Source organism: Terrisphaera buseokensis, from assembly GCF_047521145.2.
In the GTDB taxonomy this organism is placed as follows: domain Bacteria; phylum Verrucomicrobiota; class Verrucomicrobiia; order Opitutales; family Opitutaceae; genus ER46.
In genome coordinates this window covers 443,856-465,920 of record NZ_CM134186.1, presented here as the reverse complement: position 1 = coordinate 465,920, position 22,065 = coordinate 443,856, and the positions used below count along the sequence as shown (strand labels likewise).

At 66.0% G+C, this 22,065-nt stretch carries 17 protein-coding genes; 4 read left to right on the top strand and 13 right to left on the bottom strand.

Annotation, left to right across the window (positions count from 1 at the left end; translation table 11 throughout):
• Positions 1-28: 28 nt before the first annotated feature.
• From ACLJEU_RS01840 to deoC, 12 genes are all read right to left on the bottom strand, one after another.
• Positions 29-1,513 (bottom strand): sulfatase family protein, encoded by a 1,485-nt coding sequence (locus tag ACLJEU_RS01840; protein ID WP_414663368.1) that lies wholly within the window; start codon positions 1,511-1,513, stop codon positions 29-31.
• A gap of 175 nt (positions 1,514-1,688) precedes the next feature.
• Positions 1,689-2,606, bottom strand: coding sequence for a hypothetical protein (locus ACLJEU_RS01835; RefSeq protein WP_414663369.1), 918 nt, complete (start codon positions 2,604-2,606; stop codon positions 1,689-1,691).
• A 34-nt stretch (positions 2,607-2,640) separates the two neighbouring features.
• Positions 2,641-3,945: a thymidine phosphorylase gene (locus ACLJEU_RS01830; protein WP_414663370.1), complete on the bottom strand. Its 1,305-nt coding sequence runs from the start codon at positions 3,943-3,945 to the stop codon at positions 2,641-2,643.
• Between the two features lie 12 nt (positions 3,946-3,957).
• On the bottom strand, positions 3,958-4,311 hold the full coding sequence (locus ACLJEU_RS01825; RefSeq protein WP_414663371.1) for an antibiotic biosynthesis monooxygenase family protein: 354 nt from the start codon (positions 4,309-4,311) through the stop codon (positions 3,958-3,960).
• On the bottom strand, positions 4,308-5,054 hold the full coding sequence (locus ACLJEU_RS01820) for a methyltransferase domain-containing protein (protein WP_414663372.1): 747 nt from the start codon (positions 5,052-5,054) through the stop codon (positions 4,308-4,310). Before ACLJEU_RS01820 ends, ACLJEU_RS01825 begins: the two co-directional genes overlap by 4 nt.
• A gap of 461 nt (positions 5,055-5,515) precedes the next feature.
• Positions 5,516-6,145, bottom strand: coding sequence for a hypothetical protein (locus ACLJEU_RS01815; protein ID WP_414663373.1), 630 nt, complete (start codon positions 6,143-6,145; stop codon positions 5,516-5,518).
• 125 nt (positions 6,146-6,270) lie between these two features.
• Positions 6,271-7,491: an ABC transporter permease subunit gene (locus ACLJEU_RS01810; protein WP_414663374.1), complete on the bottom strand. Its 1,221-nt coding sequence runs from the start codon at positions 7,489-7,491 to the stop codon at positions 6,271-6,273.
• Positions 7,492-7,498: 7 nt separating this feature from the next.
• Positions 7,499-8,245, bottom strand: a complete 747-nt coding sequence (locus ACLJEU_RS01805; RefSeq protein ID WP_414663375.1) for an ABC transporter ATP-binding protein — start codon at positions 8,243-8,245, stop codon at positions 7,499-7,501.
• 34 nt (positions 8,246-8,279) lie between these two features.
• A complete protein-coding gene (locus tag ACLJEU_RS01800; RefSeq protein ID WP_414663376.1) occupies positions 8,280-9,611 on the bottom strand; it encodes a M20/M25/M40 family metallo-hydrolase in 1,332 nt (443 codons plus the stop codon).
• A gap of 153 nt (positions 9,612-9,764) precedes the next feature.
• A complete protein-coding gene (locus ACLJEU_RS01795) occupies positions 9,765-10,670 on the bottom strand; it encodes an aldehyde dehydrogenase family protein (RefSeq protein WP_414663377.1) in 906 nt (301 codons plus the stop codon).
• Between the two features lie 187 nt (positions 10,671-10,857).
• Positions 10,858-12,288 carry an aldehyde dehydrogenase family protein gene (locus ACLJEU_RS01790; protein WP_414663561.1) on the bottom strand — a complete coding sequence of 477 codons (1,431 nt, stop codon included), beginning with the start codon at positions 12,286-12,288 and terminating at the stop codon, positions 10,858-10,860.
• 191 nt (positions 12,289-12,479) lie between these two features.
• Entirely contained in the window at positions 12,480-13,421 is a 942-nt protein-coding gene (deoC, locus tag ACLJEU_RS01785) for a deoxyribose-phosphate aldolase (protein ID WP_414663378.1), read from the bottom strand.
• A gap of 92 nt (positions 13,422-13,513) precedes the next feature.
• Between deoC and lepB the strand changes: the two genes are divergently transcribed.
• The 4 genes from lepB (at position 13,514) to ACLJEU_RS01765 (ending at position 18,868) form a co-directional block, all read left to right on the top strand.
• Positions 13,514-14,206: a signal peptidase I gene (gene lepB / locus ACLJEU_RS01780; RefSeq protein ID WP_414663379.1), complete on the top strand. Its 693-nt coding sequence runs from the start codon at positions 13,514-13,516 to the stop codon at positions 14,204-14,206.
• A 27-nt stretch (positions 14,207-14,233) separates the two neighbouring features.
• Positions 14,234-15,226: a hypothetical protein gene (locus ACLJEU_RS01775; protein WP_414663380.1), complete on the top strand. Its 993-nt coding sequence runs from the start codon at positions 14,234-14,236 to the stop codon at positions 15,224-15,226.
• Between the two features lie 94 nt (positions 15,227-15,320).
• On the top strand, positions 15,321-17,573 hold the full coding sequence (locus ACLJEU_RS01770; RefSeq protein ID WP_414663381.1) for an N-acetylmuramoyl-L-alanine amidase: 2,253 nt from the start codon (positions 15,321-15,323) through the stop codon (positions 17,571-17,573).
• Positions 17,574-17,692: 119 nt separating this feature from the next.
• Complete coding sequence (locus ACLJEU_RS01765) at positions 17,693-18,868, top strand: autotransporter-associated beta strand repeat-containing protein (protein ID WP_414663382.1); 1,176 nt, start codon at positions 17,693-17,695, stop codon at positions 18,866-18,868.
• Here the strand turns inward: ACLJEU_RS01765 and ACLJEU_RS01760 are convergent.
• A complete protein-coding gene (locus ACLJEU_RS01760) occupies positions 18,852-21,869 on the bottom strand; it encodes an outer membrane beta-barrel protein (RefSeq protein WP_414663383.1) in 3,018 nt (1,005 codons plus the stop codon). The genes ACLJEU_RS01765 and ACLJEU_RS01760 overlap by 17 nt on opposite strands.
• Between the last annotated feature and the right edge of the window lie 196 nt (positions 21,870-22,065).

Below are 22,065 nucleotides of genomic sequence, written 5' to 3'. Positions count from 1 at the left end.
GGCCGACGGCGACCCGGACCTGACGCGTTCAGCGCGGACCTGGCCGGTTGATGCGATCCGCCTGCCGATCCGCGCCTGCCGGCGTGCGATGGTAGGTGGTGTTGCGGACCGCCGTCAGCCGCTCGCCCGTTTTGCGATCGAATCCATCGCGTGACGGATCGGCGGGCACGCTATCACCGGTTTCCTCCCGCCACTGCGTCATCAAGCCGCGCAGCCGCTGCAGTGTCTCCGCGTGGCGCGGATCGCCCGCGAGATTGTTCAACTGCTCAGGATCGTCGGCCACGAGATACAGTTCCTCGGTGGGCCGCGGGGCGAGAAAGACGTCCTGCTGCGGAACCGTCAGCCGCTGCGCCGATGCTGCCGCCTGCAGGCTCGCGTGCGACGGCGAACGAACCGAGTCGGCCGGCCCCTGCCACGCTTCGGCGGGCTGGAGGTTGAGCAGGTAGAGAAAACGACCGTCGCGGACCGAGCGGGCGTTCGCCGCATAGTCATGCCAGTTGTGCTCGGAAAACGCATACCGCCTCACCTCGGCCTCCGGCCGGTTGAACAGCGGTCGCAGGCTCACGCCCTGGAACGTCGCCGGGATCGGCACGCCGGCCACGTCGAGAAACGTCGGGGCGAGGTCGAGGCTGCTCACGAGGCCGGCCCGCGCCGTACCCGGTTTCTGGATGCCATCGGGCCAGTGCGCGACCAGCGGCGCCCGCATGCCGCTGTCGTGCAGCCGGGTCTTCGCCCGCGGAAACGGCCGGCCGTTGTCCGCCGTCACGACGATCAGGGTGTTGCCCAGCACGCCCTGACGCTCGAGCTCGGCGACGACCCGGCCGACGAAGTGATCGAGCCGCGTGACTTCATTGGCGTGCGACGCGAGATCGCGCCGCGTGGCGGCGTCATCGACAAGAAACGGCGGCACGCGCACCGCCGCCGGGTCGTGTTTCGGTCCGTAGGCGGCAGCATCCCATTCATTGTCGCCGTCCCAGGCCCGGTGGGCGTCCAGGGACGCAAACCAGAAAAAGAATGGCCGGTCCCGCGGCCGGTTGCGCAGGTGCTCCTCCCAGCGCCCGTGGCCCCCGTGATTACCCGGGACCTGGCCGTCGTCGATAACATCGAACCGCACCGGTGGAGGTGTCTCGCCCGCAGGCGTCTTGTCCTGGGGCATGTGATCCTTGCCCGACAACGCGGTGTGATAACCGGCGGTGCGGAGAAAGCCCGAGAACCGCGGGAGGTGCCACGCGATGGGACGGTGCAGTTCCGAGGCGGCGCCGTTGTTGTGCGGATAGCGTCCGGTCGCGATGCTGCACCGGCTCGGGCTGCAGCTGCTCGCGGTGAGATAGGCCTGGGTGAAACGAGCGCCGTTGCGGGCGAGCTGATCGATGTGCGGCGTGCGGGCGGCGGGATTGCCGTAGCAACCGATGTCATCCCAGCTGATGTCGTCGCCGATGATGAACACCACATTCGGCCGGTCAGCCGCGAGACTCGCAGCCCGCAGCGCGGCGAAAGCGAGCAGGCAGGCCATGAGACGAAACGATCGCGCACGAAAAGTCACCGGGGGCATGGCGCTTTATTCGATGCGACCGCGCCGCGGGCAAGGGTGGAATCCGGGCTCGGAGTCGAAGCGCGGCGTGAAGCGGCCCGACATCACAAACGCCTGGGCCGCGCCGGCGACGCCCGCCTTCGCGCGGGCCACGCGGCTACTCGAGTTTCTCCGCCGCCTGCTGCCGGGCCCAGCGTTCGGCCTGCAAGTCGAACCAGGCCTGTTCGAACAACGCGAGGTCATCGGCCGTCAGTGCGGCACGCACCGCCGCCGGCCAGGCAGGCGCAGCGCGCGGGCCCTCGTAAAGCCACCAGCGATTCTGGATTCGCACCGCCACGACGCCCTCCGGGGTGTCACGCAGCTCCGTGCGGCGGGCCAGAAATTCGGTGCGTTGGTCGCCCGTGAGCCGGAGCCCGTCATGATCAAAGTCCACCGGCTGCGCCCCGTACTTGTTCACCAGGCCGCTGCGACCTGCGGCAATCAGCTCCATGATTTCCTTCTTCGCCTGATCGCGCGTCAGCGTCGGTGGCGTCGGATCGAGCGCACCGCGCGAGGCGGCGGGAATCTTTCCCCCGAGCTGACGAATCCGGGCTTCCGCCGCGGCAATCTGCGTTTCGAGGGTCTTGAGTCGGCCGGCCTGTCGCACGCGAAATTCGGCGAGGTAGGCGGCTGACTTCGCGTCATCGGGCTTGGTCACCAACAGGCCGTTCGCCTGCGCCACCTCCAGCAATTCGGTCCCTTCCTTCCGCAGTCGCACCAGCCGCGCCTCGTGTCCCAGGATCAACACCGCGCGCAGCGTTTTCCCCCGGATCCGTTCGCACACGGCGCCGTCCGCCGCCGGCTCGTCGCGCCCCACGGAACTGGCGAGCCGCAGTTCACGCAGCATCTCCGCCAACTCGGGCCACGCCGGCCCGGGCGCACGCAGTTCGGCGCGCTTTCGCCACGAGGCCAGCGCCTCGGGATTCTCCGCCTCGACGCGGGCCGCCAGCGGATCGCCCGGGCCGCAGCCGCTGATCACGAACGCCCACGCCAGCCCCAAGATCCAACCGACCATCTGGCCGCACCGCGGTTTCATTTTCGTTGTGACGGTCTTTCCCTCTGCGGGATCCTCAGACGAGCACTTCGTGAATGAGCGGCGTCGCGGCCGGCGCGGTGTCGCCCACGCGAATCGCTTTTTCCAGCATGGCCCGTGCTTCCGCCAGGGCCGGCTCGTTGCTCGCGTGGATCACGCACAGCGGTTCGCCGGACGTCACCTTCTCGCCGATTTTCTTCAGGGCGCTGACGCCCACGCCTGGATCGATCGTGTCGTCGGCCTTGGCGCGCCCGGCGCCCAGCCGCAGTGCGGCGAGCGCCACGCCCATCGCATCGACATCGACGACCACGCCGCCCCGCGGCGCCGGCAGCGGACGTTGGAGCGTGGCCTGCGGGAGCCGGGTCGGATCATCGATGCTGCGGACATCACCGCCCTGCGCCGCGACAATCTCGCGAAACTTCGTGAGGGCCGCGCCGTTGGACACCACGCGCTCCAGTTGCGCGCGGGCCGAGGCCTCGTCCTTCGACACGCCGGCGAGCACCAGCATGTGCGCTCCGAGAGCGTACGTGACTTCCATTGTATCCGCCGGTCCATGACCGCGCAGGCAGTCGATGGACTCGGCGACTTCGAGGGCGTTGCCGACTGTGCGTCCGAGCGGCTGATCCATCGCGGTGAGGAGCGCGCGCACCTTTTTCCCGCCGGCCTGGCCGACCCGCACGAGCGCCTCGGCGAGACGACGCGCCTCTTCCTTTGTTTTCATGAAGGCGCCGCGACCAACCTTCACATCGAGCACCAAAGCGTCGATGCCCTCAGCCAGCTTCTTCGACAGGATGGATCCGCAAATCAGCGGAATGCACTCCACCGTCGCAGTCACGTCGCGTAGCGCGTAGAGTTTCTTGTCGGACGGTGCCAGATCCTTCGTCTGGCCAATGAGCGCACAGCCGATGCGCGCGACTTGCGCGCGATAGACGTCGAGCGAAAGATCAGTGCGGAACCCCGGGATCGACTCGAGTTTGTCGAGCGTGCCGCCCGAGTGGCCGAGACCGCGCCCGCTGATCATCGGCACGGGCACGCCGCAGGCCACGACCATGGGGGCGAGCGGAATGGAGATCTTGTCGCCGACGCCGCCGGTGGAGTGCTTGTCGACCTTGATGCCAGGGACGTTCGACAAGTCCGCCACGACGCCCGAGCGCATCATCGCGTCGGTGTAGTCCGCCGTTTCCTCCGGCGTCATGCCACGCAGGAAGATCGCCATCAACAGGGCCGTGAGCTGGTAGTCCGCCCACGAACCGTCCGTGGCGCCGCGGACGAACGCCGCGATCTCTTCGCGGCTCAGGACGTGGCCGTCGCGCTTCCGGGCGATGATGTGCTGGGGGAACATGGCCGTAGTGTCTCAGGTTGCCGGCTCGCGGGCAAACCCGTACGCGCGTTCGACGCGGGCGACGCGCACTTCGTAGGCGTCGTACCAAGCCTCACGCCCGCCACGCTGCGCCTTTTCGTGCTCGGTGTCGCGCTTCCACGCGAGGATCGACGCTTCGTCGCGCCAGTAGCTGACGGTGATGCCCACGCCGTCGGACCCACGAGCGCTTTCGATCCCGAGAAACCCTGCGTAACGGGAGCCGAGGTCGACCATGCGCTGCGCGACGACGCCATACGTGCGCTCGTCCACCGGGCTGCGCTTCGAGGTGAAAATCACCGCATGGTACGGTGGCTCCGGCGTGCGGGCGAGTCCGGGAGAAGCGCTCATGATCCGGCCCTCCGCAACACGAGCATGGAGTGTGCGCCCGCGAAGAATTCGTAATCGAGCGCCCGCACCTCGCTCGCGATGCCGGCCTCCTTCAACTCCCGCCGTAGCCGCGCGAGCGCGGGATACGGTTTGGCGTCCGCTCCGCACAACGGGTGGATCCGCACTTCCTGCGCGCTCACCCGCACCAACTCGCGGCAGGCGGCGAGGTGCCAGTCGTAATCAAACCGCCGCGCGTAGGTGAAGAGGAGATGCGCGCACAGCACGAGGTCGAAGGTACCGTCGAAGAACGGCAGCTGCGGCAGCGACCCGGCGACGTACCGATTGTGGATGTAGTGCGTCTCGTAATCGGCGAGGAAGCGCTGTGCCGCGCCCCGCCGGTCGAGTTCGGCCGCGTCCAGTGACGGGAAGGCCTTGAAGCGAAACAGCCGGGGCTTTGCCCGCATCTGCGCAAACATCTGCGCGTAATCCCGCTCGACCTGGGCGCCGAGTTCGGCGGCGGTGCTGCCGTACAGTGGATCAACCGCGACCGCGTTGATCTTTCGCGCGCACGCCTCGGCGGTGAAGGACGACGGGCCGGCCGCGACATCGAGGACGTCCCGGCCTTTCAGCGCGACGGGATCGAGCGCGAAGAAACGGGTGTATTCGGCGAGCGACCGACCGAAAAAGGAGACCGAGGGCAGATCGATCTCCGCGACAGGCCCCCTCGGGACGAGTGGGGCGGGAGCGGGAGCTAGGGCGGGCATGGGAGGAAAAGGGACAGAGCGAGGGAAGCGGTGAGGAGGTGGAGCATGAATTCGTTGAAAAACAAAAAGCCCGACTCGGTTGAGTCGGGCTTGGCGGTGGTGAAGTGCGGTCTGTGTCAGCCGCGGTGCGCAGATTCAGCGCAGAACCATCGTCGCCAAGCCGACCCGTGCCAGCGTGCGCGTTTAACCGACGTCATGGCGACGGCGGAGGCGGCACAGCGGTTGGATGCGAGGTTCATCGGGCCGATGAGATGTAAGCTGGCCGCGCGCGGAGCAAGCCGATTTTTCCGGGCCGTTTGGCCCAGGGGGATTTCCCGGGTGGATGGTATCCACTCTTTGCGTCGCGCGCAGCCGGGGTTCAACGGGCTGGCGTCTCCATGCCGGCACTACACAACGAAAAGCGGCGGTCTTGCGACCGCCGCTTCCGTTCCCCAAAAGCGCTGCCCCTCGCAGCGCAAGTGTCAGCCGGACTTGCGTCCGCCAAAGACTGATCGCGCCATGTCGAACGGCGCGCGCGTGAACCGTGAAACCGCCGAGCCGCCCGGAGCGGGCGGCGGCACCACCGCCGGACCGGCGGCCGTTACGAAGAGGGCTTCGCGTTCCGCCAGGCGGGCCTCGCGTTCGGCAATCTCCTCTTCACGGCGTTTCAGCATCAGCTCGTGCTCGCGCATGGTGATGCGATCGTCGCGCAGATTCTTCTGCTCGGCCTCGAGGATTTCGCGGGCACGGTGCAGCTTCTCCCACGCCGTCTGCAACGCGGGATCTTCCGAAAACGGAGTCCGGCTCGACGGACGTTGGAAGAGGGCCGGCGTGGATCGGGTGGTCAAAGTGGTGAGGGGCGACTGCGTGCCCGTGCTCATCGGCATCGGCGCCGGGGCCTGCGCCTGCACTCGGCCAGCCTCAATCTCAGCCTGGAGTGAACGCAAACGGGACTCGTATTCGCGGAGATTGTCCTCCCGTTCCCGCAATGCCTCCTGATCCTCCTGCAAACGGAGCCGTTCCTCCGCCAGCGTGGCGGCCCACTTCTCGGAGGACGGACGTGCGATCTTCAACGAAGGCTCGGGCACGGGAAAGGTGACGGGTGAGTCCATGATGGTGGTGAGTTGCGGTACAACACCACCATAGTCGGATCTTTTCCTCCGCGCTATAGGGGCCCGGGCAATTTACCCCGGCTTTACCCCCAGGAGGGACGGATTCTCCCGGTTTGGTGAAGATTTTACGTGCGAAAGATGACGTCCTCGCGATTGAACATCCGCACCGCCAGCGCGAGCGCGGCGGCCGCATAGACGCACGACGATCCGAAGATCAGCGCAAGGTACGGCCACTGCCATACTCCGGACACGAGTTCCTTGCTCACCAGTGAAACGTTGAGAATGGGCACGAGCGCCAGCTGGGCGTTCAACTCCACTCCGGGCAGGATCCCCACCACGGCGGGGAGAATGATGAGAACGATCAGCGGCGAGACGTAGCTCTGCGCCTCCTTGAAGCTTTTCGCGAAGAGCGAAATCGTGAGCAATACGGCCGAGAACAACACCGCCATCGGCAGCACCATGCCGAGCACGGCCACGACGCCCCAGGGGTTAACCGACGGCAGCTCCGCGAGCGCGCGGCTCGCACCGCCGCCACCGAGCATCTTCGCCAGCACCGATCCGCCCACCGTGAAGGTGACCGCCATCGAAATCAGCGCGCATACGACGGTGCCCAACGAGGCTGTCAGCACCATGAAGAATTTTCCCAGCACCAGATCGAGGCGCGACACCGGGCTGCACAGGATCGTCTCCATCGTGCCGCGCTCCTTTTCCCCCGCGGTGAGATCCATCGCCGGATACATGGCGCCCGTGAAACAGAGGAGCAGCACCAGGTAGGGCACGACGCCCCCGATGACATTGCCGCCGACCTTTTCAGGCGGCGCGACGTTCTCCGTGCGCACGTCAAACGGCTTCACCAACGTCGCCGGCAGTCCGTGTCCCTGCAGCCGCGCGGTGATGACGCGATCGCGGTACTCGGTGAAAAAACGGCGCACTTCGCTCACCGCAAAACCCGACCGCATCTCGCCCTCGTAGTTGTAGATTCGAACCGTCGCAGCCTCGCCGCGCTCAAGCGCAGCATCGAAGCCCGGCGGAATTTCCACCGCCGCGCGAACCACCTTGTCGGAGATGCGCTGACGCCAGTCGTCCGTCGCCGGCTGCGTCTTGATTCGCTGCTCGGCGGCCAGCGCCGCCAGCGCGCGCGGCGAATCGACGCCGCCCACCACCATCACCGTCGGCACCGTGGCCCGTGCCTGCCGCACCACGCGGAATGAAATGAAGCCGACGACCGCGGTGATCAGCGGGATCACCAGCGTCGGCACGACGATCATCGAAATAATCGTCCGCCGATCGCGCAGCAGATCGCGCAGTTCCTTGCGATAGATGGTGAGAACGTTGGCGCGGCTCATGGCGGTTTTACAGCGGCGCCGCGGGTCCGCCCACGGCCTGCACGAAGATTTCCTCGAGGTCGTGCTCCCGATAGCGGCTGCGCAGATTCTCGAGCGTGCCCTCGGCGAGCAAACGGCCGCCGTGAATGATGCCGATCACGTCGCAGAGTTTTTCCACCTCGCTCATGATGTGGGTGGAATAGATGACGGTCTTCCCGCGCTCGCGGCACTCGCGCACGAATTTCACGATCGTCCGCGCGGCCATGATATCGAGGCCGAGCGTCGGTTCATCGAAGATCATTACCGCCGGATCATGGATCAGCGTCCGCGCAATGGACGTCTTCTGCTTCATGCCGGTGGAAAACGTGTCGCAGCGCCGGTCGAGAAACTCATGCATGCCCAACTGGTCCGCGAGCCGCGCGGTGCGCTCCGCAATCTCCGGTTCGCCGATTCCGTTCAGCCGGCCGAAATAAGCCAGCGTCTCGCGCGCCGTCAGCCGGCCGTAGAGCGCGGTGCTCGTCGCCAGGAAACCGACATTGGCGCGCACCTGCTGCGAGTGCGTCACGACATCGAAGCCGGCCACCGTGGCACCGCCACCCGTGGGTTGGAGCAGCGTCGCCAGCAGGCGGAGCGTCGTCGTCTTGCCTGCACCATTCGCTCCCAGCAGCCCGTATATCTGTCCCGGTGCGACCGAAAACGAAACGTCGTCCACGGCCACGATCACCCCGCGCTTCCGGTCGCGAAAGGTCTTCGAAAGCTGGCGGGCTTCAATCATCGCATGATGGGGCGACAGCGTATCAGAGCCGGCCTTACGGCAGCTCTGCGATGCTGAGGATCAACGCCGCGGCCAGTTCAAAATCCTTCACGGCCTGAATCTTCTCGACGTCGACCCACTCGTCCAGCGAGTGCCCGCGCCCGCCCTTGCCGCCCGAACTGCGCCCGATGGCAAACGCCGGAATGCCGAGGCTGATCGGCAGGTTGGCGTCGGTGCTGCTCACCTCCCAGACCGGCACCTTGTCATACACGCCCATCGTCGCGGCGATCTGCTTCAACTCCAGCGTATCCGGCGAAGTCGTACCCGAGGGCCGGTCGCCGATCAGCTTGATGTCGGCGGTGATCCGGCCGTTCGCGGTGGAACGCGCGGCGTTCTCCGCCGAGACCGCTTCGGCCACGATTGCCTTGAACTGGGCGTCGACATCCTTGAGCGCCGTCGGCGACACCGCGCGCATGTCGATCTCCATCGTCGTTTCGAACGGGATCGAGTTCACCGACGTTCCACCCGAGATCACGCCGACGTTGTAGGACACCTTCGGACTCTTCGGCACCTGCAGACGACCGAGCCGCGCGATCGCGTCGCCCATCGCAAAGGCCGGACTCACCGCACCGAACGCACCCCAGCTGTGGCCGCCCGGCCCCTTGAACGTCACCCGGTAACGCAGACTCCCGAGGCCCGAGTTGGCCACCAGATCGAGATTGCCGCCGTCGACCGTGATGAAGCGTTTGATCCGATCTTTCCACGGACCCTTCGTGAACAGGTAACGCACGCCGCGCAGGTCGCCCGGCCCCTCCTCGCCCACGTTGCCGACGAAGAGGATGTCGGAGGCCGTCTCGACCTTTGCCTCGTTCAGCGCACGAATCAGCGCCAGCAGGAACGCGAGGCCGCGCGTGTCATCACCGATGCCAGGCGCCATGAGCCGCGTGCCCGAGCGCTTCACGGTCACATTCGTCCCGGCCGGAAACACCGTGTCGAGATGCGCCGCCACCGCGAGCAGCGGCGCGGTCGTACCCGACTTTCCACGCCGCAGGCCCATGACATTCCCCTCGGCGTCCATCTCGACGTTCTCGAGCCCGGCCTCCTTGAGCATCGCCTGATACGCCAGCCCGCGCGGGCCCTCGCCAAACGGCGGCGCGGGAATCTCGGTGAGCTTGACGAGCTCGTTGACGAAGCGATCGAAGTCGCGGTCGAACACGCCGACCGCGGCCTTGAAGCGCGGATTCGACACCAGTTGACGCGCGAGCGCGTTGCTCGCCGGCGGTGTGACCTGAGCGTCGACGACTGAAGCGAGGCCCCAGCCGAAAGCTACGACGAGGGTCAGGATCCGGCCAATGCCAACCGGAGAACGAAGAAAGGAAGGAAGCATCAAGAGTGAGAATGAAGGGCGAAAGCGGTGTGAATTCAGAAGCCAGGAAGCCACGAAAGAATCCTGGCCCGCCCCGGCCGTTTTCCTGGTTTTCTGGCTGCTGAATTCATCCTCCGGAACCGCAAGCAGCCATCGGGCGTAACCGGATCATGATTACGCACCAATCGGATGCCAAGTGGTCTTGAACTCGAGGAAGTCGCGGATCGCGTACACACTCTGCGCCGTCTCGGCGAACCAGTCGCCCTCGCCTGCCGCCTCGGCAAAGCGCACGCGCTTGATGCTCTCGGCCGCACCCAGCCGGAGGGCCTTGCGGTCGTCCGCGTTCGCCGCAGCGCTAATCGCGCGCAGGTGCGTGTGCGTCGCAAACGTCGGCACGAGTTCCTTGCGGTAGCCGGTGAGCAGATTCACCACCCCACCCGGCAGATCACTCGTCGCGAGCATCTCACCGAGCAGGATGGCGGGATACGGCGCAGCCTCGGCCGCGAGCGCGACCACGGTGTTGCCGCTTACGATCACCGGGGCGAAGAGCGAGACGAGACCCAGCAGCGCCGGCGCATCGGGCGCAATGACGCCCACCACCCCCATCGGTTCGGTGACGGTGAAATTGAAGTGCGGCGACGCGACGGGATTCACGTTGCCCAGCACCTGCTCGTATTTGTCCGCCCAGCCCGCGTAGTAGATTATCCTGTCCGTGGTGGCATCCACTTCGCGCAGGGCCGACGCCTTGGTCAGCGGGCGAACGCGACCGCCGTCGGTCGGCTTCTGCGATCCCGCGCCCAACCGCAGTGCCTCCGCCATCTCCTGCCGGCGGGCTTCCAGCATCTCGCCGAGGCGGTAAAGGATCTGCCCGCGATTGTACGCCGTGCGCTTCGCCCAACCCGGCCCCGCCTTGGCGGCGGCCTCGACGGCATTGCGCAGATCCTTGCGCGTGCACTGTGGCATGTTGGCCAGGAATTTTCCCGCCGCGTCCTGCAGCGGAAACGTGCGACCGCTCTCCGAACGGATGAACGCGCCGCCCACATAGGGCTTCGGCGTCTTGGTGATGGGCAGTCGTGGCATCGAAAGGGGGAGGTTTAGACAGAATGAACCGAATGGAAGGAATGCAGGCCGCGAACGCGGAGAGACGAATTCAAAAGCCAATAAGCCATGAAACGAGCGTGCCCGAGTCCGGTGGTTTTTCCTGGTTTCCTGGCTTCTGAATTCTTCCGAATCCGAACTTTGTGCATTTTGTTCATTCTGTCCGATCTCAGGTGAGCTTCGCATAATCCAGGAGACCCTGGCGGCCGCCTTCGCGGCCGAAACCGGACTCCTTGTACCCACCAAACGGAGACGTGGGGTCGAACTTGTTGTAGGTGTTTGCCCAGACAACGCCGGCCTTGAGCTCCACGCTCATCTTCAGGATGCGCGATCCCTTGTCGGTCCACACGCCGGCGCTGAGCCCGTACGCGGTGTTGTTCGCCTTCTCGATCGCCTCGTCGACGGTGCGGAAGGTCAGGATGCTCAGCACCGGGCCGAAGATTTCCTCGCGCGCAATGCGGTGGCTCATCGAGACGCCGCTGAAGATCGTCGGCGGGAAATAAAATCCCTTCGCCGGCAGCCGGCACGCCGGCTGAAACATCTCCGCACCCTCCTTCGTTCCGCTTTTCACCAGCTCCTGGATCCGCTGCAGCTGCGCCTGCGAGTTGATCGCGCCGATGTCCGTGTTCTTGTCCATCGGATCGCCGACGCGCAGAACCTTGATGCGGTTCTTCAGCTTCGCGAGGACCGCAGCCGCCACCGGCTCGTGCACGAGCAGCCGCGAACCGGCACAGCACACGTGGCCTTGGTTGAAAAAGATCCCGTTCACGATGCCCTCGACCGCCTGATCGAGCGGAGCGTCATCAAACACGATGTTCGCCGCCTTGCCGCCCAGCTCGAGCGTCATCTTCTTCTCCGTCCCCGCGAGGGAACGCATGATGATCTTCCCGACCTCGGTCGATCCGGTGAACGCAATCTTCGCCGGCACCGGGTGATTGAGCACGGCGGCACCCGTCTCGCCCGCGCCCGTGACAAAGTTCACCACGCCGGGAGGCAGTCCGGCGTCCTGGAGAATCTCGGCAAACTTGAGGCACGTGATGCTCGTGGTCTCGGCCGGCTTGAGAACCACCGTGTTGCCCATGGCCAGCGCGGGAGCGAGTTTCCACGCAAGCATCAGCAGCGGGAAATTCCACGGGATCACCTGGCCGACGACGCCGAGCGGCGCGACGCGACGACCCGGGGCGACGTACTCGAGTTTGTCGGCCCAGCCGGCGTGATAGAAAAAATGCGCCGCGCACATCGGCACGTCGAAGTCGCGCGACTCCTTCACCGGTTTGCCGCCGTCGAGCGTCTCCGCGACGGCAAACTCGCGCGCGCGATCCTGCAGCAGGCGGGCAATCCGATAGAGATACTTCGCGCGCTCGCGGCCCGGCATTCGGCCCCACGTCGTGTCGAACGCCCGCTGCGCCGCGGCGTACGCCGCATCGACGTCCTCGCGGCCCGCCAGCGCGATCTCCGCGAGCTTCTGCTCGTTGGCGGGATTGATGGAGTCGAAATATTTCCCTGACTTGGGCGCGACGAAGGCGCCGTTGATGAAAAGATCGTAGCGCCGCTTGAGCTTGGGATCCGCCGTTTCCGGCGACGGGTCGAACTCCCACAGGTCGCCGAAGATCAACTCCGGCGCCGGACGGCCGGAGCGGGCGGGGACACGCGGGGATTTTTTGGCGGCTGAAACAGGCATGGGTTCGGGCCCGCGAATCACGCGAAAATGCGCGAATTCTGACAGGGCTTAGATTCGGCGAAGGTCTGAAAAATTCGCATGGATTCGCGTGATTCGCGGGCGGGTCCGGCTCAGTAGCTTTCCGCCGCCTCGCTGAAGTAATACGGGGCCTGATACGCCCCGGTCTTCTCCTTTTCGAGCTGGCGGAGCAGATCGTTGAGCAGGGAACTCGCGCCAAACCGGTAACGCGCGTTGGTGAGCCAGGCGTCGCCCAGGGTTTCCTTCACCGCGATCAGAAACGTCAGCGCCTGCTTCGCCGTGCGGATCCCGCCGGCGGGTTTCATGCCGATCGCGACGCCCGTATCGAGGTAGAAGTCGCGGATGGCGTCGATCATGACCTGATTGTTGCCGAGCGTGGCGTTGAGCGAGGTCTTGCCGGTGCTGGTCTTGATGAAATCGCCCTCGCGGATCACGCGCATCGCGAGAAAGGACGCGGCCCGGATGTTGTCGAAGGTCTCGAGTTCGCTGACCTCGAGAATAACCTTCAGCGTGGCGTCGCCGCACGCCGCCACGACCGCCGCGATCTCGTCCTGCATCTCGCCAAACTCACCGGAAAGAAACGCCCCGCGATTGATCACCATGTCAATCTCGTCCGCGCCGTCCGCCACCGCCGTCCGCACTTCCGCGAGGCGCGTTTTCAACGGTGCCTGGCCGCTGGGAAACGCCGTCGCCACGGAAGCGATACGCACCACGGCCGCGTTGCCCAGCGCCCGGCGCGCATGCCGGACCATCGACGGATACACGCACACCGCCGCCACGGGCGGAAAGGCCGGGTCGTCGTGGGGATGCAACGCCTTCTGGCAGAGCGACGCCACCTTGCCGGGCGTGTCCTTTCCCTCGAGCGTCGTGAGATCGACCATCGTGACCGCGCGCGTGAGGCCCCAGACCTTGGAGGCCTTCTTGATCGAGCGGGTGCCGTACTTCGCCACGCGCTCCTCCACGCCGACGGCGTCCACCGTGCCGACTTCATCGAACAGCCGCCGGAAGGCGGCTTGCGGAGACTGGGCAAGCATGCGGCCGACTATCGTGGGCGGAACGGCGAAAACAAACGAAAACACGAGCAACCTATCCGCAAGGCCCGGGTCCCATCGCAGCCGAACCGTCCATGACCATCAAATCGCTGCTTCTCCATGTCTGGCGCGAGTGGGTTCGCCCGCTCGCTGTTCCGCTCCTGATCATCGGCGCCGCGAAGTCGGCGCTGGCCGACATCAACTACGTGCCGTCCGGTTCGATGAAGCCGACGATCCTCGAGGGCGACGTGCTGTTCGTGAACAAACTCGCCTACGATCTGCGCGTGCCGTTCACGTTCACCCGCGTGGCGCAATGGTCGCATCCGGCCAGTGGCGACATCGTTGTCTGCTTTTCTCCGGCCGACGGCATGCGGCTCGTGAAACGCGTCGTCGGGGTACCCGGTGACACGATCGAGCTCCGCGCCGGTGCGCTCTATCGCAACGGCCAGCGCCAGAACTACGCGCCGCTCTCCGCCCACGTCTCCCGCGATCTCAGCGCGAACGAGCGGCAGCAGGCGCGGTTCGCCCGTGAGTCCGACGGCACGCGGGGTCACGCCGTCATGGCGCTGCCCGGTGACCACGCGCAGCGCAACTTCGGCCCGGTCACCGTCCCCGAGGCCAGCTACTTCGTGATGGGCGACAACCGCGACAACAGCCTCGATTCGCGTTTCTTCGGCTTTGTCCCGCGCGCCACGATCATCGGCGAAGCCACGGCCGTCGTTGTGTCGGGCAATCTCGACCACGCGCTGCGGCCGCGCTTCGGCCGTTTCTTCACGGCACTTGAATAGTTGTTCGTTCCACCGATTCTGCAACGGATGCCTCGCGCCCACGTCCTCGCATGTTTGCCGTTGAAGTCGATCGTCCCGGGACGCCGCGCGCGCGTCGTGGCGCGCAGCCTCGCCCTGGCGCTAGCGATCTTCGCCGGCGGTTCCAATGCTTCCAGCGCGCCGGCCCCGGCCTATTCCGGACCGTTCGCCGCCGGCAATCTCGAGGCCCCGCCGCGCCAGGAGACCAGCGGTCTGGCGGTGTCGCGGCGCGCGAGTGATCTGCTTTGGACGCACGACGACAGCGGCGGTGAACCCGTGCTCTACGCCATCGACACCGCCGGCAGGAAGCGCGGCGCGTTGCGCGTCACCGGCGTCGAGAATCGCGATTGGGAGGACGTCGCGTCGTTCGAACGCGGCGGCAAGTCCTGGCTCCTGATTGCGGATACGGGCGACAACGATGCGAAGCACGACACCGTGCGCATCCATGTAATCGAGGAACCGGATCCCGCGAAACTGAATCCCGCCGCGGAACTGCGCGCGGCGCCGGTCTACACGCTGCGTATTAAATACGAGGACGGCCCCCGCGATTGCGAAGGCGTCGCGGTCGATGCCGTCGAAGGCGCGATCTACCTGCTCACGAAGCGCGACGCGCCACCGCGTTTCTACCGCGTCCCGCTCGGCGCCACCCAGGCCAAGACCGTCACGGCGCGGCTCGTGACGCCCGTGCCGAACGTCGTCGGCAAATCGGACCTGGACACGTTGGTGAAGCGTCTCGTCGGCAAACGCTTCTCCTGGCCCACCGGCATGGACATGACGCCGGACGGTCGCAGCGTGGCGATCCTGACCTACGGCGAGGTGATCGTGTTCAATCGTGAAGCGAAGGAGACGTGGACCGACGCCTTCAAGCGTGCGCCGGCGCGACTGGTGTTTCACGGCCTGCCGCAGGCGGAGGCGGTGTGCTTCTCGCGCGACGGCCGCTCGATCTATGTCGCTTCGGAGACCACGGCGGCATTTGTCCGCTACGATCGCGACCCGCGTTGAGCGCCTGCGGCGCGCGATTGCGCTTCACCGCGACCGCGCGCTTGCGGCGGCGCCGCGGGCGGCTTGATCTCTCTGCCAGCTTCCACGGCGCCCCATGAAATTGACTTTCCTCGGACTCGCTTGCGTCTGCGCCGCGCTCAGCACCGCGGCACAAACGGCCGCGCCACCGGACTTGCGTTCCGACGTCGCCACCGCGGTCGCGCGTGTCCTCGTTCCGGATACGCCCGCGATGCCGGCATCCACGCCCTCCGCCACCGGCGCGAGTTCCGTCCGGCTGCTCGGCGTCGACATCAACGGCAACCGCCTCTCGCTCGATTTCAGTCGTGAACTCCTCGGTCTCGCCCCGGGCAGCCTCGCCTTCGAACAGTTTTCCCGGCGCATACACATCGCCGTCGGCGACCTGCTCCGCAGGGCGTTTGACGACTTTGAAGTCGTCAGCCGCATTGAAGGCGTGCCGCTCGATCGCCTTTTCGCCCCGCTGCCGGAGCCGCGGCCGGCAGTCGCGCGGCAACTCGCGCCGCCTTCGCCCGACGCACCGTTGTCCGCGCACGCGCTCAGTTCGCGCCGCATCGCGATCAGCCCGGGCCACGGCTACTATCTCAACGGCACCAGCTGGGTGCTCCAACGCGGCTTCTGGCAGGGCATCGTCGAGGACTTCGTGAATCACGATTTCATCACGCTGCTGAACACGTCGCTCGCCGCCGCCGGTGCCGACGTGCGCCCCACGCGCAATCTGGATCGCACCGCCGGCATCGGCGAAAGCGGCTTCGCGAAATGGCAGGAGGCCGCGCGCTATCACGTGAAGGCCCTCGGCGCCGACGCCTCCGTGTGGAATGAAGCCGGCTTCACGCATCTCGAGCAGGACATCCGGAGTCGGCCGCGTTACGCGAATGCCGTGAACGCCGACATCCTCGTCAGTCTCCACAACAACGGCGGCGCCGGCACGGGCACCGAAACGCTCTACGACAACGCCAACACCGCGGCCACCGAGAGCAAACGCCTCGCCGACATCCTCCACGCGCGCGTGATCACCGCGATCCGCCGTGAGTACAATCCCGCGTGGGTCGATCGCCGCGTGCAGGGCTTCAACGGCAGCTACGGCGAGAACCGGCTCGCCACGCGGCCCGCGATCCTAATGGAGGTCGCGTTCATGGATCGGCCGGTGCCGGACAACGCCGCGCTCCAGGACGACGCCTTCAAGCGCATCGTCACCGACGCCCTGCACGACGGCATCCAGGAATATTTCGACGGACCCGCCGCCGTCATGCCGGTGGCACCGTCGACGTTGCTCGCCACGGCGGGCGGCCCAGCGATCACGCTCACCTGGACCGACGCCTCGACCAACGAAACCGGTTTCCGCGTCGAGCGAAAGGCCCCGGCCAGCGCCGCCTGGGAAAACCACGCCAGCCTCGGTGCGAATGTCAGCAGCTTCACCGACACCACCGTCGCGCCCGGTGCCACGTACCAGTATCGCGTCAGCGCCTTCAACGCCGCGGGCCGCTCGCGCCAATTTTCCAACGAAGCGACCGCCGCGCTCACCCCGCCCGATCCGGGACCCGCGAGCCCGCCGTCGGCCGAAGCGTGGCTGTCGAATTTGTCGTTGCGCACGACGCTTACGAGCGGCCGGACCGTGACGGTCGGCTTTGTCGTCGGCGCCGGATCGCGCAACGTGGTCGTGCGTGCCGCCGGTCCTGCTCTCGCCGCGTTTGGGCTGGTCACACCGATGGCCGATCCGCGGCTGGAGTTGTATCGCGCTGCGACCAAAATCCTCGAGAACAACGACTGGCCCGCGGCACTCGCGCCCATCGTGGCGGCGCTGGGCGGATTTCCCTTCGCACCGGCGAGCCGTGACGCCGCGTTGCTGCAGACCTTCGCCGGCGCGTACACCGTGCAAGCCACCGGCACGACCGCCGGCACCGTGCTCATCGAAGGCTACGATGCCGGCAGCGGCGGGAGCGGACGGCTCGTCAATCTCTCCGCGCGCAATCGGGTGGGTACCGGCACCGACATCCTGATCGCCGGCTTCTTCGTCGCGGGCACCGGCCAGAAGCGCGTCGTGATTCGCGCGGTCGGTCCGACACTCGCGACGCTGGGCGTCACCGGCGTGCTCGCCGATCCCAGGCTCGACGTCTTCGACCAAGCAGGCGCACGCCTCGCGGAAAACGACACTTGGGACCCCGCGCTCGCGCCTACGTTTGCCCAAGTCGGCGCGTTTGCACTCGACGCCGGCAGTCGCGACGCGGCGCTGGTGCTCACGCTGAACGCCGGCCGCAGCTATACCGCGCAGGTGTCCGGTGTCGCGAACGGCACAGGCGAGGCCCTGGTTGAGGTGTACGAACTGCCTTAGGCCTGCCGCGCCTTCACCTTATTGGCCGCGTGCGTGGCACTTCTACGCAAGCCTGGCGGCACCATCCTCCTTGGGTGTCGCCAGATTGGGTCGATGACGCTGTCCAACACCTCGCTTCATTGAGCTTTCCCGCCGCAGCGATCGCTGCCTTCACCCCTGTCAGCCAACCCGCACTGCGGATGGTGCGGAGGATAGTGATCGGAAACCTGCTGCTCCTTTCCGCGCCGGCAGCCGTAACCATCTGGTGGGGCGGAAACGGCGGCGACGTCAACCAATGGGACCTGAGTCAGAACTGGAGCGAAAAGGCGGCCCCAAGTTCGAGCGACACCGTCCAATTCGACAACACGGCGGATGCCAACAACCTCAAGCCCGGCATTGACGGATCCGATGCGGCGGTTGCCGCCATTCTCTTCGCGGAATCGACCAAGAACACCTACGAGGTCGGCGGCCGCGGCACGCTGCTGATCGGAGGTTCTTCGCGAATCACCCTCACGAACGCGGGCATCGCGGACCAGACCGTGCGCTTTGCGAACATCCAGCTGGCCGAGTCGCAAACCTGGACGGTCTCAGGCAGCGGCAATCTCACCATCACCAGTGACATCTCAGCCAAGGACTACTCGCTCACGCTCTCCGGCGAAAGTGCGGGGGCTGGAATCATCCGCGGGAGCATCAGTGGAGAGGGCGGAAAAATCGTGAAGACCGACCGAGGCACCTGGACCCTGGCGGGTGAGAACGACTTCAAAGGCTCGACCCTCATCGAAGCCGGGCGGCTGATCTTCAGCGGAAAGAACGCGAGCGTCGGCGACGTGGCGGTGGGCGTGGGCGGCACGCTGCAGATCGACGCATCGGACACGCTGCCACCCTCCACCCCGCTGCTGCTTGCTGGCGGCAGCCTCGCGCTCGGCGGGCGCTACAGCCAGACGTTCACGGTGCCGCTGGCCATGACCGTGGACAGCACCATCGATTTCGGCCGCGGTCACGGAGGGAGCCTGATTGCGTTTGGCAATTCAAACGCGCAAGCGTGGGAACGATCCGTGCTCACCATCTTCAACTATGAGATGGGGAGCGATCAGCTCCGGTTCGGCGAAGCGCGCGACGGGCTCACCTCGAGCCAGCTCCGGCAGATCACCTTCTCCGGGTTTCCGGCGGGGGCGTTCATCGACGCCAGCGGCTTCGTCACCCCGATTCCAGAACCTTCACCGTTTCTCCTGCTGCTGGGCGGAATCGCGCTGACGGCCGGACTGCACCGCCTCCGTCAGGGCCGTCGGGCCGGCACCATCAGAACGTACCCTTGATGCCGAGATTCCAGAGCGAACCGTAGACGTCGAACAGCTGCAGACGGCCGGGCTCGTTGGAGTACTGCTCAGCGGGCGCGTTGAAGATGTTGCGCACACTCAGCATCAGTTCGACGCGCCGGGTGAGTTTGTAGCCGCCACTGAGATCGACGAGCGTGCGCTCCTTGGCCCAGACGAGGCCGTTGACCGCGTTGGTGCTGATCGAGATCAGGCGCGCGGCCTGCCACGTGCTGCGAAGCTGGGCGTTGAACCGGCCGTAGCGGAAGCGAAAACCGCCGTTGGCCGACTTCGGCGCGAGACGGAGCTGCTGCCGGTCCGCAATCGTGCGTGTCACGGATCCGAATACACTGAGACCGCTCAACATGCCGGGGAGAAACGTCAGCTGCTGGCTGTACTCCGCGCTCACACCATTTGTGTGCTGGTTGCCGTCGCCGTTGAGATACGAGCGGAACGAGTAACTCGCGTACTCCGGGTCGTCCGCAAATCCGGCCTGCTCCGCGCTGATCGTGCTGCGCGCGGACAACTGGTTCTTCACGTCAAGCCGGTAAGCGGAGATGCCGAGCATGCCCGCGGGCTCGAAGTAGTACTGGAGGCTCGCGAAGGTCTTGCGCGAGAGCTCGGGTTTGAGCCCGGGATTCGGCACGGTCACGATCTGGTTCACGTCGTCGATCGTCGTGATGCCGGCGAGATTGTCGTAGTTGGGCCGCAGGATCGATTCGCTCGACGCCAGTTGCGCGACGAGGTTCCGGCTGAAGGAATACTTGGCGCCGCCGCTGAGGAACAGGTTGTCGTAGTCCCCGTGACGGGTGGAACGCTCGCCGTTGCGGTATTTGTAGAGCACGAACGGCACGGTGCCGGCCGTGTAGCCGGCCGCGCGCACCACCGCGTCCGGGAGTGGATCCCAGATTCGGCCGACCGTGCGGGAACGTTCGAAACGCAGGCCGCCATTGAGGCGCAGCTGGCCAGAGCGGGTGTTGCCCTCGACGTAGGCGGCATCGATCTGCTCCTTCACCGAACGCGCCCCGATGAGCGTGTTGGTGAAATTCGTGATCGTGTTCGGCAGGAAATATTCCGGGTGTTCCTGGAACAGCCGGTACATCCCGTAGGTGTCGTCGGCACGCCAGTTCTGGTCGATCACGTTGCCACCCATCCGGGGATCGAAGCGGTAGTTCTTCGTCGCGAGCACCGGTGCATTCAGTTGGCCAGCCGCCACCCCCGCCGGGCCGACGTACGTCCATTGCTGATCGCCCTGCGTCAACGCATGGGTCGTCAACCGCGCGGCGAGGCCGCTCTTGATTTCAACCGGCAGCTCCAGGATGCGCGTCGTCTTCCTGGCGTTGAGAAACGCGGCAAAGTTCTGCGCCTTCCCCTTGTTCGCATTGCTCAGGATGTTGTTCGCAAACGTGTCGTCGCGGCCCCAGCTGTCGGCCTGCGACCAGTCCCGCCCCGAGAGCTGGCGCAGCGTCCAGGCCGTCTGATCGGTGCCGCTGCGCTCCGCCTGCCAGCTCATCCGCGTGATGCGGTTGTTCGTGTTGCGGAAGAAGCCGTCGTCGCGGTCCTTGTTGGCCGTGAGCGAGCGCGAGTAGCTGCCGCCCAGCGCCACGGTCAGCGAGTCGCGCTTGAACTCGAACTTCGGCCCGATCGTGTACGTATCCTGGTAATTGTGACGGTGCGAATACTCGGTGCCCAGACGGGTGTTCGCGTTCGCGGTGGCAAGGGCGGTGACGCGGTTGAGCGTGGAGTCAGGCGTGATCTGGGCGACCGCGGCGCGCAGCCAGGTGTACTGGTTGAAGAACTCGACGTCGTAGTGCGAATAGCTGCTGCGCAGCGAAAACACGATCTCGGGCGACACCTTGTAATCGAGGCTGAACGTCCCGGCGATGCGCGTCGCGACCTTCGGGCCGGGCCGCCACATCAGGCCGGTGATCACCGGGCGCGCGGGATTCGTGTAGTTGTACTCGAGCTGGTGCCGATCCTGAAAGATGAACGATTTGTTGAAGCTCGCGTTGGCCTCGATGCCGAGCGTGCCGCCGAGAAACACGTCCGCGTAGCCGAGCTGGCCGGCGGGGAAGACCTTGAAGTGCCTGCGGTCGTCCGGGAGATACTGGCGGCTGAGCGTGAGGGCGTCGGTTGTGCCCATCGCATACGACTGGAACACCACCTGCCGGCCCTTGCGGTCGAAGGCATTTTTGCTCCGGAGGTTGATGTTTCCGGCGGCGGAGTCGGCGTCCATGCTCGCGGTGAGCGTGTTGTTCACCTCGATCGATTCGATGCCGGTGATCGACATCTGCTCGAAGGTATTGCCGCGGCTGTTGCCGTCGAAGCTCGGATTGCCGGCGGCCATGCGATTGCCGTCCTGCGTGAACGTCGCGTACTTCGGATCGAGCCCGCCGATGCGCACGGCGTTGGTGTCGACCTCGAGATAGTCGAGCGCGACGCCCGGCAGGTATTTCATGAACTCGCCGACGTCGCCCATCGTGAGATCACCGTAGTTGTCGGTGGCGACCACGCTCTTCGCATTCAGCGAAGCACGCTGATCCATGATCGCCTTGGCGTTGCCCTCGCGCTCGCTCGACACCACGAACGCGTTGAGCGTGAGCACCTGGTCCTTCGCCGGCGCGTTGATCACGGCGCTCTGCAATTCGAAGTCGCGCGTGGCAGTCTGGCCGGCGGTGACGTTCACCGTTGCCGTCGCCGTCTGAGTGCCGGTGTAGGCCACGGAAATCGTGACCGCACCCGCGGGCACACCGGCCAGCCGGTAGAAACCCGCGTCCTCCGTGTAGGCCGCAATTCCGGCACCCTCCACGCGGACCTCCGCATTGCGCACGTAGCCGCTCGTGGCGGCGTTGAGGACCCGGCCGGTGATGGCGCCCGTCGTCTGCGCCCGGAGCAATTCCGGCAGCGCGCCAAGGGCCAGACAGAGGAAAAGGACGCGCGCCCACAGGGACGTGCACCGGGCGAGACCGCACTGACAGGGGAACGAGGAGCTCAGGGTTTGCATAAGCGGGCGAAATCGTCTGAATAAGCATTCAGCATTACAATTCACGACTTAGCGAGGCCGCCGACGGGTTGTCAAGAATCCGCCCGGTTACGTTTGGGCGTCGCGCCCCCGGCGGGCAGCGCGGCCGACAGCAGCGGAATTTCGATCGGCCGCCACGGTCCCCGGCGGACTGCGCGCGCACCGGCGGCACCCGTGC

Bases quoted from the DNA above. Each gene is read 5' to 3' on its own strand.
- ACLJEU_RS01840 (WP_414663368.1), bottom strand. From the start codon at position 1,513: ATGGCCTGCCTGCTCGCTTTCGCCGCGCTGCGGGCTGCGAGTCTCGCG.
- ACLJEU_RS01835 (WP_414663369.1), bottom strand. From the start codon at position 2,606: ATGAAACCGCGGTGCGGCCAGATGGTCGGTTGGATCTTGGGGCTGGCG.
- ACLJEU_RS01830 (WP_414663370.1), bottom strand. From the start codon at position 3,945: ATGTTCCCCCAGCACATCATCGCCCGGAAGCGCGACGGCCACGTCCTG.
- ACLJEU_RS01825 (WP_414663371.1), bottom strand. From the start codon at position 4,311: ATGAGCGCTTCTCCCGGACTCGCCCGCACGCCGGAGCCACCGTACCAT.
- ACLJEU_RS01820 (WP_414663372.1), bottom strand. From the start codon at position 5,054: ATGCCCGCCCTAGCTCCCGCTCCCGCCCCACTCGTCCCGAGGGGGCCT.
- ACLJEU_RS01815 (WP_414663373.1), bottom strand. From the start codon at position 6,145: ATGGACTCACCCGTCACCTTTCCCGTGCCCGAGCCTTCGTTGAAGATC.
- ACLJEU_RS01810 (WP_414663374.1), bottom strand. From the start codon at position 7,491: ATGAGCCGCGCCAACGTTCTCACCATCTATCGCAAGGAACTGCGCGAT.
- ACLJEU_RS01805 (WP_414663375.1), bottom strand. From the start codon at position 8,245: ATGATTGAAGCCCGCCAGCTTTCGAAGACCTTTCGCGACCGGAAGCGC.
- ACLJEU_RS01800 (WP_414663376.1), bottom strand. From the start codon at position 9,611: ATGCTTCCTTCCTTTCTTCGTTCTCCGGTTGGCATTGGCCGGATCCTG.
- ACLJEU_RS01795 (WP_414663377.1), bottom strand. From the start codon at position 10,670: ATGCCACGACTGCCCATCACCAAGACGCCGAAGCCCTATGTGGGCGGC.
- deoC (WP_414663378.1), bottom strand. From the start codon at position 13,421: ATGCTTGCCCAGTCTCCGCAAGCCGCCTTCCGGCGGCTGTTCGATGAA.
- lepB (WP_414663379.1), top strand. From the start codon at position 13,514: ATGACCATCAAATCGCTGCTTCTCCATGTCTGGCGCGAGTGGGTTCGC.
- ACLJEU_RS01775 (WP_414663380.1), top strand. From the start codon at position 14,234: ATGCCTCGCGCCCACGTCCTCGCATGTTTGCCGTTGAAGTCGATCGTC.
- ACLJEU_RS01770 (WP_414663381.1), top strand. From the start codon at position 15,321: ATGAAATTGACTTTCCTCGGACTCGCTTGCGTCTGCGCCGCGCTCAGC.
- ACLJEU_RS01760 (WP_414663383.1), bottom strand. From the start codon at position 21,869: ATGCAAACCCTGAGCTCCTCGTTCCCCTGTCAGTGCGGTCTCGCCCGG.